At 37.5% G+C, this 12,790-nt stretch carries 7 protein-coding genes; 1 reads left to right on the top strand and 6 read right to left on the bottom strand.

Features of this window, described 5'->3' with window-relative positions; translation table 11 throughout:
- Window positions 1-5: 5 nt before the first annotated feature.
- From BIV20_RS06900 to BIV20_RS06880, 5 genes are all read right to left on the bottom strand, one after another.
- Window positions 6-830, bottom strand: a complete 825-nt coding sequence (locus BIV20_RS06900) for a Cof-type HAD-IIB family hydrolase (RefSeq protein ID WP_075719423.1) — start codon at window positions 828-830, stop codon at window positions 6-8.
- 91 nt (window positions 831-921) lie between these two features.
- Window positions 922-3,048 carry an RNA degradosome polyphosphate kinase gene (locus tag BIV20_RS06895; RefSeq protein ID WP_075719421.1) on the bottom strand — a complete coding sequence of 709 codons (2,127 nt, stop codon included), beginning with the start codon at window positions 3,046-3,048 and terminating at the stop codon, window positions 922-924.
- A 12-nt stretch (window positions 3,049-3,060) separates the two neighbouring features.
- Window positions 3,061-4,686 (bottom strand): Ppx/GppA phosphatase family protein, encoded by a 1,626-nt coding sequence (locus BIV20_RS06890; protein ID WP_242939797.1) that lies wholly within the window; start codon window positions 4,684-4,686, stop codon window positions 3,061-3,063.
- Window positions 4,625-5,917: an ATP-binding protein gene (locus BIV20_RS06885; protein WP_075719419.1), complete on the bottom strand. Its 1,293-nt coding sequence runs from the start codon at window positions 5,915-5,917 to the stop codon at window positions 4,625-4,627. Before BIV20_RS06885 ends, BIV20_RS06890 begins: the two co-directional genes overlap by 62 nt.
- Before the next feature lie 17 nt (window positions 5,918-5,934).
- Window positions 5,935-7,065, bottom strand: a complete 1,131-nt coding sequence (locus tag BIV20_RS06880; RefSeq protein WP_075719417.1) for a bifunctional chorismate mutase/prephenate dehydratase — start codon at window positions 7,063-7,065, stop codon at window positions 5,935-5,937.
- A 175-nt stretch (window positions 7,066-7,240) separates the two neighbouring features.
- On the opposite strand from BIV20_RS06880, the gene BIV20_RS06875 reads away from it, so the two are divergent.
- Window positions 7,241-8,281 carry a DUF5050 domain-containing protein gene (locus BIV20_RS06875; RefSeq protein ID WP_075719415.1) on the top strand — a complete coding sequence of 347 codons (1,041 nt, stop codon included), beginning with the start codon at window positions 7,241-7,243 and terminating at the stop codon, window positions 8,279-8,281.
- A 3-nt stretch (window positions 8,282-8,284) separates the two neighbouring features.
- On the opposite strand, the gene BIV20_RS06870 is transcribed toward BIV20_RS06875, so the two are convergent.
- A complete protein-coding gene (locus tag BIV20_RS06870) occupies window positions 8,285-12,790 on the bottom strand; it encodes a PolC-type DNA polymerase III (protein WP_075719413.1) in 4,506 nt (1,501 codons plus the stop codon).

Raw genomic sequence — 12,790 nt, 5'->3', positions numbered from 1 at the left:
GTTGTCTATGACAATATAAATCGTTCAATTACCTCTGCCACAGCTCCGTGTTCATGGTCTTCCACTGTTACATAATCTGCTTCTTTTTTTAAATCCGAAATCGCATTTTGCACTGCTGCTCCAATCTTTGCTGTCTTAATCATGGAAAGATCGTTTCTTCCATCACCAACTGCAACCGTGTCCTCAAATGGAATATTCAAAAACTCTGAAAGATATTTCACACCGATTCCTTTATTAACATCTTTTGGACAAAATTCCAAATATTCATCCTTAGAGAAAAAGCAATTACAACGCTTCTCGAGATTAGGATGTTTCTCCAATAAGTTTTTTTTGAGTTCCACCAATGGTTTCTGTCCATCAATACTAATTGCGATTACCTTGTTTGGCTCTTTTTCCAAACAACTGAAAATATCCGGCACCAACTTGTATTCCATTTTTGCCTGATCTAAGTAAAAATCAAGTTCCTCATCATGCTCTCTGGTCAGTATATGATTTTTCTGATAGGTCTGTACATGAACCCCTTCCAAATCTGCTTCCTCCAATATCTCTCTTACAATATCCAAAGAAAGTGTACGTTCCGCCAGAACTCTGTCTGCCGCACAATCATATACCACCGCACCATTAAACGCTACCATATAACATCCCGGCATGGTCAATCCTAAATCCCTTATTACACGTCTCCCAACTACGATTGGTTTTCCTGTTACTGCAACAAAATAATGCCCCTGCTCCAGCATTTTTGTAATTGCCTTTCGGTTTACCTCCGAAATGGTCTTATCCTTGTTTACTAACGTGTCATCCACATCAGAAAATAAAATTTTACTTTTCATAACCTTATCTTTTGTTTCTCCCTCTACTTTTTTTGTTTTTCTTTCATTTCTACATGCATTACTTTATTATCTCTCTTACATTTTTCCTTGGTTACTCCACTGGTTCTGCCGGAATAAATACTCTTTCCTGATATATATTTTTTTGTTTTGGAATTGCTTTTTTTGCTTCTTTACAAAACTGTTCCTGAGAATTTACCAGTTTTTTACCTCTTTTATCTATTTTACCATATTCACCATCACTTTGTAAAATGTGTGCTTTCATATTATCCTCTAACTGAGTATTTAAAATGTGCTTTATTTCTTCCATCAATCGTTCATTTTCTACCGGAAAGAGAATCTCTACTCGGCGGTCTAAGTTACGCGGCATCCAGTCTGCACTTCCCATGTAGATTTCTTCCTGTCCATTATTATGGAAGTAAAATATTCTGCTGTGTTCCAGAAAATTTCCTACAATCGATCTTACAGAAATATTTTCACTGATTCCCGGAATACCAACTCGTAAACAACAGATTCCTCGAACTACAAGTTCAATTTTAACTCCCGCGGCAGATGCTTCATACAGCGCTGCAATAATTTCACGATCACATAGGGAATTCATCTTCGCCTTAATAAAAGCTTCTTTTCCTTCCTGTGCATACTTTGTCTCTCTTTTAATCAGTTTTAAGAACTTCTTTCTCAGCCAAATTGGTGCCACCACCAGCTTATTCCAACTCAATGGTTCTGAATAACCGGACAACATATTAAATACGGCTGTTGCATCCTCTCCTATGGATTCAGAGCAGGTAAACATACCTAAATCCGTATATAATTTTGCAGTAGAATCATTATAGTTTCCGGTTCCCAGATGTACATATCTACGAATGCCATCCTCTTCGCGTCGTACTACTAATGCAATTTTACTGTGCGTCTTTAATCCTACCAATCCATAAATAACGTGACATCCTGCCTTTTCCAGTTTTTTTGCCCACACAATATTATTTTCTTCATCAAATCTTGCCTTTAACTCTACCAATACAGAAACCTGTTTTCCGTTTTCTGCTGCCTGAGCAAGCGATGCGATAATCGGTGAATTACCACTAACTCGGTACAAAGTCTGCTTAATCGCCAGAACATTGGGGTCTACCGAAGCCTGACGAATAAAGTCTACCACCGGATCGAAGGTTTGGTATGGATGATGTAATAAAATGTCACCCTTTCGAATTTCCTCAAAAATATCTTCCCCTGGTACAATCTGAGGGACTCTCTGCGGTTTATATGGTGCATAACGAAGGTCATCACATCCCTCAAGACCATACATCTTCATTAAAAAGGTTAAGTCAAGGGGACCGCCAATTTTATAAATTGCCTCTTGCTGAATATGAAGTTCTTCCTTCAGAATATTAAGAAGGCGTTTATCTACCCCATCTTCCACTTCTAATCGGATAACTTCTCCCCACTGACGTTTTTTTAACTGTTTTTGGATTTCCTGCAATAAATCCTCAGCCTCATCTTCATCAATACTCAGGTCTGCATTTCTCATAATACGATACGGATAGGCACACAATACATCATAATTTAAAAACAACTGATTAATATTACGCTCAATAATCTGCTCTAACAGAATAAAGCTACGCATTCCTTCTTCTCTTGCCGGAATCTGAACAATTCTGGACAATACAGAAGGCACCTGTACTGTGGCAAATTCTACCTCCCCTTTTGCATCCCCTTTCTTTGAAAGCAATGCAGCAAGATTTAATGTTTTATTTCGAATCAATGGAAATGGTCTTGATGCATCCACTGCCATGGGAGTAAGTACAGGATATACATTTTCCTCAAAATATCGATCCACATATTCTTCTTGCTCTTTTGTTAATTCCTCAAACCGATCAATAATTTCAATCCCATGATTTTTCATTAATGGAACTAAAGAACGATTGTAAGTAGAGTATTGGGTTTCCACCAATGCACGGGTATCCTTATTAATGGCTTCTAACTGCTCTGTTGCTGTCATCCCTGCAATATCTTTTTTCTTATATCCTGCATGTACCATGTCCTTTAAAGATGCTACACGCACCATAAAAAATTCATCCAAATTAGAAGACGTAATACTTACAAACTTTAGGCGCTCCAGTAAAGGTATAGACTTATCTCTTGCTTCATTTAATACACGACCATTAAATTTCAGCCAGCTTAATTCTCTGTTTTCATAATATTCCGGTTTTAAATAATCCTTTTCCATGATAGCTCCTCCTTATTGGAAAACTCTCTTTTCTTTTATCGTTGGTTTTACACTAAAAATTTCTTCAAAGGAATCTGCATAAGTAGAGAATAATCCCTTTTCCAGCACAATACTTTCCATTGCTTCAACAGTAATAAGCAACTCTTTTTCACGCAAAACTGCTTTCACATTTTTAAACTTCTCTTTATGACTCCGGTCCATGGCATTGGCAATTTTCAATATAGCTGCTAACTTTGCCACAATCATATAACTCTCCTGATCCATCTTATCCATCATCTGTTCATAAGGCGGCAATGGTTGAGAATTATATTTTACTGTACTTGCTACAATTTCCCGTTCCAAATGCGTCATGCCGATAATTTCAGATGCCATAATAATCTGATAGGAACATTCCCCCTGATTCACTAAACTTATGTATCTTCCACAGTCATGAAGCATAGCCGCTGTCTGCAACAAAAGTCTCTCTCTATTCTTCATCCCATGTACCTTTTTCATAGCATCAAAAATAGTTCCCGTCATATTCATTACTGCCTCTGTATGAGTGGAATAGCCTTGATAACGTTCTGACAAATTTCGCGCTGCGGAAAGAACATCTTCATCAAAATCATGTTCGTAACGAATCATATTATGCTTTTCTGCATAATCATAGACAATACCATCGCTGATATTTACTCCAGGTACCCAGATATACGGTGCATTTACAGCCTCTGCCAAACGCTTATATAATACTACAGAAGGAAGAATCAACTGGTCATGTTCATTTGTGAGATTCAGTTCCTTTGCAATTTCTTCCGGAGATTTTTTATTCAACTTATTCAAAAGTTTTACAAAACGTTCTGTCTCAATACTTCCGTCTGCTTCTTTTTTTGATACCCCTTTTACAATTTCGCTAATATAATCTCCCATTACAATGACATATTTTATGTCCTTTTTCGGCAAATATAATCGTTTAAAAATCTCCAGTTCTTTATCAATCAATTCCTGTATCTGATTTTCGTAATGAGAAACTAAATTCTCGATACCGGACAATTTTTCACGGATACGCATAATTCCCAGTACAATATGCTGAGTAGTAATGGCATTTCCTTTCCAGAACAAAGTAATCTGCATGCTGCCACCACCTACATCTACAACAGCTGCCCCCTTTTGTATCATCTCTTCAAATTCAGGCATGGCTGCCAGAGACTTATAGCCCATAAACCGATGCTCCGAGTTACTGAGCACGGTTACCTTCAACTGGGTACGAAGACGAATCTGATCCAAAATAAACAATTCATTACTTACATCACGAATAACATTTCCTGCATATGCTTCATAAGCATCTACCTTATATCCTTCCATAATGGTATGAAATTCCTTCAATACATCACAGAGTTCCTCTACCAATTCATATCCAATAATTCCTTTGGTATAGGCATCCCTGCCTAATTCCACCCTGCTTCGCACATAATCAATAGGGCGTATTTTCCTACGGGCAGAAATTTCAAATACCTTTAAACTAACTTCATAAGAACCAATGTAAATTGCTGCAAATGTTGTGATTTTCATTGTCTGTTCCTTTCTCTTATCGGCTAAGTCATTGCTTGCCGAGTAAGTAATTGATAAACTGCTGCGCTGTTCTTCCTGACAATCCACCATGACTCAATTCCCATTTATTCGCTTCTGCCAGAAGTTCTTCTTCTGGCAGATGAACCTGATATTTCTTCGCCAGAGTCTTTACAATATTCTGGAATTCTTTCTTATTTGGAGCACCAAAGTAAATGGTAACGCCAAACCTTGCCACCAATGACAATTTTTCTTGCACCGTATCATTGGTATGTAAGTCATCATTATGTTCCTCTTTATCACTGAATTTTTCACGCACCAGATGTCGTCTGTTGGAAGTTGCATAAATCAGCACATTATCCGGCTTTTTCTCCAAACCTCCTTCAATCACTGCTTTCAAATATTTGTATTCGATTTCAAATTCTTCGAAAGACAAATCATCCATATATATGATAAATTTATAATTTCGATTCTTAATTTGTGCAATTACTGAATTCAAATCCTGAAACTGATGCTTGTACACCTCAATCATACGCAATCCCTGGTCGTAATATTGATTGATAATTGCCTTAATACTGGTAGACTTTCCAGTTCCTGCATCACCAAACATCAGGCAGTTATTTGCCTGCTTTCCATTTACAAAAGCCTCTGTATTATCAATGAGTTTTTGTTTTGCAAGTTCATATCCTACCAGGTCATCAAGATGTACATGTGCAATATTGGTAATTGGTACAATCTTTGCTTCCTGTTCACCATGTTCAATGCGGAATGCCTTATGCAGTCCAAGTTTTCCTACTCCAAAGTCCTTATAAAACTCAGTCACTGCATCCTTAAATTCTTCTGCACTTTCTGTTTCTTCCAAACGTCTGCTCAAATTACAAATACGGTCTCGGATACGATGATTAAAAATCTTTCCGGTTCCTTCTGTTCTGGTGTAGTTCTCCAAAATCGGCATACAATCTGTTCCCAGTACAACTTCTATCTGCTTTAAATCAAATTCAAATAATTCTCTAAAAATACCGAAATCATGCAATGCCAATTGATTAATACTTCCTTCTACTTTCCCCTTAATCTCGCATGCCTTACTATAGGCATTTTCGTTATTTACCAAAAGATAGGTTAGGTAATTATGCCAAAGATTTCCTTCAAATCCATGACTTGCCGACAATTCTATCAATTCATGAAAACATTCGTACCACAATGCTCTTACATCTTCTTTGTTGTAATAGTCATTCTCATAATTTTCTATAATCCATGTAACATCATAGAATACCTCTTCTGAATCGAATTCCTTATATAAAATCAAATCCTTTGTGCTTTTCATTTCTATAACCTCTTTATCTAATAATTTCCTAATATCTTTACAGCACTTGCCTCTTCACTTAATCCTTTTAACGCATTTTGCACAGCCCCATCTGTAAGTTTCCCTTCAAACTCTACAAAGAAACGATACTCAAAGCTCTTGTCCTTTATCGGACGTGATTCAATCTTCACCATATTGATGTTATTGAAAATAAAATGAGACAACATACGATACAAAGACCCACTTTCATGTGGAATTTCAAAACAAATACTTATTTTATTTGCATCTTTGGTATAAACCTTTTTCCCTGTTACAATAATAAAACGCGTGCTATTTTCTGCACTGTAATTTACCCGTTCTTTTAAAATCTTAAGTCCATAAAGTTCCGCATTGATAGGACTTGCAATTGCCGCCTGATTCTTCTTCCCCTCTTCACTAACTTTTTTAGCTGAAACTGCATTATTAATCAGACGAATCTGTTCCCAATCTTTATGCTCATTCAAAAAATCTACACTTTGTAAAAAGGATTGCGGATGAGAATAGACGCAAGTAATATCAGACATTTCTGCTCCCGGCACTCCCAACAAAGCACTTTCTACCTTAACCGTCTGCTCTGCTGCTATGTAGTGTTCGTATTCTACCAACAAATCATAATTCTCACTTACAATTCCGGCAGAAGAATTTTCAATGGGAAGTACCGCATAATCTGCTTCTCCATTTTTAATTGCTTCCATGGCATCTCTCCAGGTATCTACATGAAAGCTGTCGACATCCTTTCCAAAATATTCCTGCATTGCAATCTGGCTATAAGCCCCCTCTACTCCTTGATATACGATTTTACCATTTTCAAAAGGAAGTTTGTCTACCCGCTCAAACTCTATCTTTTCGCCAAGGCCCTGACTAACCAAAAGCTGATACTGCCGCTTACGGCTCATAGCCATAATCTGTTCAAACAGTTCTCTTACTCCATAACGGTTCTTCTCATCCCGTACCTGCGCTTCTGCTCTGTCTAATTTTTCATTTTCTCTTTTTTTATCCAGTACCTGTTTCCCGGTTGAAATTTTATATTCCGCTACCTCTGTAGTCAATTCCATACGTTTTTCATATAATTCTATAATCTCGCTGTCTATTTTATCAATTTCTTCTCTAATCTTTATTAAATCTTTCATACGTCACATCCTTAAAGTGTTTTCTATTATAATATAACAACTACCGACGAAAAACAAGTTTTCCACTTGATTTTACTTTTATTTTACTTTTATTTTCTCTGTATATTGATGTTGCATGTTTTTCTTAAAAAATATATAATACTATTAATTTATAAAAAGGAAGAGGGGGATTCTTATGAAAAAAAGTACAAAGCGTTTTATCTGGATATTAATTATTATCGTTATTTTGATAATTATTGGTATTTCTATTTTTTTCCACTTACAAAACCGCACTCGTTTCAATCCTACAAATGTTTCCGGAAATACTGCCGGAAATTATTACAATGCCGGACTATTCTGTGAGCATAATGGTATGGTGTATTTCTCCAATCCCTATGATGACTATAGCCTTTATGAAATGACTCCTCAGGGAACAGAAGCTCACCAGTTATGTACAGACAAAGTCTCTTTTATCAATGCTGACGATAACTATGTTTACTATGTTCGTGATAATTTAAAAAAATCACGTTCTGATTCCTCGTTTGCTTTTATCACATATGCTGCCAACAGCCTATGTCGAATAAATCACAATGGCAAACAAAGCGTTATCTTAGATAATGACCCCTCTCTCTATGCTGCATTATCCGGGAATTACATTTATTACATACACTATGATAAAGAAACTGCTTCTACCTTGTACAAAGTAAAAATAGATGGTACAGAAAAACAGAAACTAAATTCTTCTCCTCTTCTGCTTTCTCCTGCCGCAAATGGAACACTATGCTATAATGGCTTAGACTCAAATCACAACATTTGGTCATGGAATTCGGCAAGTGATACCTCTTCCCTTCTCTATGAGGGAAATTGTTGGAATCCTATTGATGATGGTTCCTATATTTATTTTATGGATTGCACTAACGACTATCATCTTACCAGAATAGAAAAAAATAGTCAGGAAAAAACAGATATTTCAGAATGCCGGATAGACTGCTATAATGTCTATGGCGACTATGTTTATTATCAGAAAGCTGATATAGATAATGAAATATATGAGCTCTGCCGGAAAGGTCTGGATGCTTCATCCAAAGAGGAAGTAATTGCAGAAGGTATCTACTCTGATATTAACATCACTTCCAATTATGTATATTTCCGAAATTTCAGAAATCAGGATGAATTTTTCCAAACCCCAACCAACGAAGCTATTAACGTAGAAAAATTTACATTTGAGAACGAATAACTACTAAAAGTCAAACAAGGATAACTGATTTGATTCAGGTAAGTCTCCCAGAATTCCAAGGTCATCCATTAAGTCAATCACTGTTTTGGATACCTTGGTTCGCTGGCGGAAATCATCCTTGGATAGAAATTTTCCATCTTTCGTAGCTTCTACCACCGCATCTGCTGCTTTATCTCCCAGTCCTTCGATAGAATCTAAAGATGGCATCAGCTTTCCGTCTATAATCTGGAATGCATGAGCCTTCGCCACAAACAAATCCACTGGTAAAAACTCAAACCCTCTGGCATACATTTCCTGAACAATTTTCATATCCTTATAAGTATCCTGTTCTTTTTTACTCAGAATATCCTTACGGCGTTCGTAATCCGCCATAAAATAGCTCAACTTATCCTTTCCTTGGCACATCAACTCATAATTAAATGCTGTTGCACGAATACTAAAGTAAGCTGCATAATATGCCAATGGATGATATACCTTACAATATGCAATACGCCATGCCATCATAACGTATGCTGCCGCATGGGCTTTTGGGAACATGTACTTAATTTTCTTACAAGACCAGATATACCAATCCGGTACTCCATGTTCTATCATAACTTCTTCCCATTCCGGCTTTAATCCTTTTCCCTTTCGAACACTTTCCATAATAGTAAAGGAAAGTTCACTCTCAATTCCCATATTAATCAAATAAATCATAATATCGTCACGGGTACAGATTGCAGTAGAAATGGTTGCCTTTCCTTCTTCAATCAATGTCTGAGCATTTCCCAACCATACATCCGTACCATGAGATAATCCCGAAATACGAATCAAATCAGAAAAGGATTGCGGCTGTGTATCAATTAACATTTGAATAACAAAGTCTGTACCAAACTCAGGAATTCCAAGAGAGCCCAATGGACATCCACCAATATCCTCCGGTGCAATGCCAAGTGCTTCTGTACTCCGAAACAGCGACATGACCTTCTTGTCATCCAACGGAATCTTTTGCGCATCAATTCCTGTTAAATCTTCCAACATACGAATCATGGTTGGATCGTCGTGTCCAAGAATATCAAGTTTTAACAAATTGTGGTCAATAGAGTGATAGTCAAAATGCGTCGTTATTGTGGCTGTAGTCATATCGTTTGCAGGATGCTGTACTGGCGTAAACGTGTTGATTTCCTCTCCCACCGGAAGAACAACAATTCCTCCCGGATGCTGTCCGGTAGTTCTTCTAACTCCCACGCACCCTTGTACAATACGATCTATCTCACAATTTCTTTTTCTGACTCCGCGCTCCTCATAATAATTCTTAATATAGCCGAATGCTGTTTTATCTGCCAGTGTACCAATTGTTCCGGCACGGAAGGTCTGTCCATATCCAAAAATAACTTCACAATAAGCATGGGCCTTACTTTGATATTCTCCTGAAAAGTTTAAGTCAATATCCGGCTCTTTGTTTCCCTTAAATCCCAAGAATGTTTCAAATGGGATATCAAATCCTTCCTTCTTCAAGTCTGCTCCACAGTTCGGGCACTTCCGGTCCGGCATATCACAACCAGCTCTGCCACTGAATGCCTTTACCTCTGGTGAATCAAAGTCATAGAAATGACACTCCGGACAATAATAATGCGGTGACAATGGATTTACCTCTGTGATACCTGACATAGTTGCTACAAAAGAAGAACCTACCGAACCACGGGAACCTACCAGATACCCATCCTCATTAGACTTCCACACCAACTTTTGTGCAATAATATACATTACGGCATATCCATTGGATATAATGGAATTCAATTCTCTTTCCAGACGCTCATATACAATATCCGGCAAATTTTCTCCATATATTTCATGCGCCTTATTGTAGCAGATATCTCTTAACATCTGATCTGAATTTTCAATAACCGGCGGACATTTATCAGGTCTTACGGGTGCAATTTTTTCACACATATCTGCTATTTTGTTGGGATTCGTAATAACCACTTCTTCTGCTTTTTCACTGCCAAGATAAGCAAATTCTTCCAGCATTTCTTCTGTTGTTCGCAAGAAAAGCGGTGCTTGGTCATCTGCATCCTTAAATCCCTTTCCTGCCATAATAATCCGACGGTATACCTCATCTTCCGGATCCAGAAAATGTACATCACAGGTTGCAACTACCAGCTTATTAAACTGTTCTCCCAACTTAACAATTTTCCGATTAATATCCTTCAATTCTTCTTCCGAAGCTACCGTAGGGTTATCTCCCCGCAGCATAAATGCATTATTTCCAAGGGGCTGTATTTCCAAATAATCATAAAAACGTACCAAGCGTGCTATTTCTTCTTCAGAACCTCCACGCAAAATTGCCTGATATAACTCTCCTGCTTCACAAGCAGAACCTATCATTAATCCTTCCCTATGTTTCAAGAACTCACTTTTCGGAATTCTGGGTTGCCTATGATAATAGGTTAAATGAGACTCTGAAACCAACCGATACATATTAATCCTTCCTGTATCATTTAAAGCCAAAATAATCGCATGATGAGATGGTAATTTTTTAATATTATCAACGGAAGTACTTCCCATTTCATTGACCTGTTCCAACGTCTCAATACCACGTTCTTTTAGCATTTCAATGAATTTCACAAAAATCTCAGCAGTACATGCTGCATCATCAACCGCACGGTGATGGTTGTCCAAAGATATTTTTAACGCTTTTGCCACTGTGTCCAACTTAAAACGGTTTAATTGCGGAAGCAGCACTCTTGCCAATGCTACCGTATCAATAATCGTATATTCACATTCTAACCCTTGCCGTTCACAATTCTTACTGATAAAGCTCATATCAAACCCAGCATTGTGGGCCACCATAATTGCCCCTTCACAAAACTTCAGAAATTCAGGCAAAGCTTCCTCTATTTTGGGTGCATCCAATACCATGTCATCTCGAATACTGGTTAATTCTTCAATCTTAAATGGAATCGGCACTTCCGGATTAACAAAAGTAGAAAAACGCTCTGTAATTTTTCCACCAACTACTTTAACTGCCCCAATTTCAATAATTTTATTATTCAAAGGACTAAATCCTGTAGTTTCTAAATCAAATACCACATAAGTATCATCCAGACTTTGTCCTTTTGGATTCTCAATGATACTTTTCAAATCATCTACCAGATATGCTTCCACCCCGTAGATTACTTTAAAATCATCCTCTGGTGAAATCGCATGATTCGCATCCGGGAAGGCCTGTACATCACCATGATCCGTAACAGCAATCGCTTTATGCCCCCACTTCATAGCACGCTTAATAATATCCTTTACCTCGGAAACTCCATCCATATCACTCATTTTTGTATGACAATGCAGTTCTACTCGTTTCTGAGGGCTATTATCCATTCTTGTAGACGTAAAATCCGGTATTTTTTTAATTCCCGCAATAGAGCCAATCGTAAGTTCTCCATCAAACTTATCAATTGTGGTGACACCCTTTATCTTTAGAAAGGCGCCTTTTTTTACCTCTGCTGTAATATCCGGTACGAACTCGTTCTTTGAAAACATTTTTACCATAATGGTATCTGTAAAATCAGTAATGGCAAACATGATAATCGTTTTCTCATTTCGGATTTCTCTTGTTTCCAAACTTAAAATCTGACCTCGAATTACCACTTCACCCATTTCACCCAGAATCTCTTTGATAGCAATGGTCTCTTCCTCGAAGTCTCTTCCATATACCACATCAGGATTATCAGATCTTTTAAATCCGCCTCCTGCTCCTCCTGAAAATCCACCCTTCTTAAAGCCGCCTTTTTGAAATCCACTCTTTGGTGATTCTTTTTTCTCTTCTTTCTTCTCTGGAATAGGTGCTGCCTCCAATACAACAGAATCTGGTGAAAACGGTGCTGCCTCTCCACAATTCTCCACCGGCAGTTCCTGTATATTCTCTTCCTCCGGCTGCTTTTCCTTTGACAGAGAAGATTGACTTACAATACTCTTAACTTCGTTTTCTATCTGAATATCACTATTTTTCTTGTATTTCTTCTCTTTGGGTTCAGCATATTCTACCTGAATATTCACATCCATGCCGCATCGTTCACAAATAATTTTCTCCAAAATCTGTACTACTTCTTCTGATCTCTGCCTTGCGATGACGGAATCTTCCAGAGTAAGTATCATCCTATTTTCTTCCGGAAAATCCATCTGTGCCATCCGCAGAACATTATAGGTCAAAAGGCTGTATGCCCGAAATTCTTCTAAAATACTGTCTTTGTATACATCCATCAATTTCTTAGGATTATATTGTCCGGACAACTGATATTTTTCAATAATTTTTACAGAAACATCATGATGCGGAAAAAGCTGTTTCTTGATGTTATTTTCCAAATGGAAAATATTACTTTTCCAAATCAGTCTGGTACTTAACAGATATACTCGAAGATGGTTTCGCTGGCTATTCGTGGAAACCTTTGTCACCTCCACATCTGCCAATAGCTTCTCCATATCCTGATTCACCTTAAGTTCCGGAAAAACATCAAAAAACAGCTTACTCAT

Source organism: Roseburia sp. 499 (assembly GCF_001940225.2).
Taxonomy (GTDB): Bacteria; Bacillota; Clostridia; order Lachnospirales; family Lachnospiraceae; genus Petralouisia.
The sequence above is the reverse complement of the archived record's forward strand: the minus strand, read 5'-3'. Positions and strand labels throughout refer to the sequence as shown.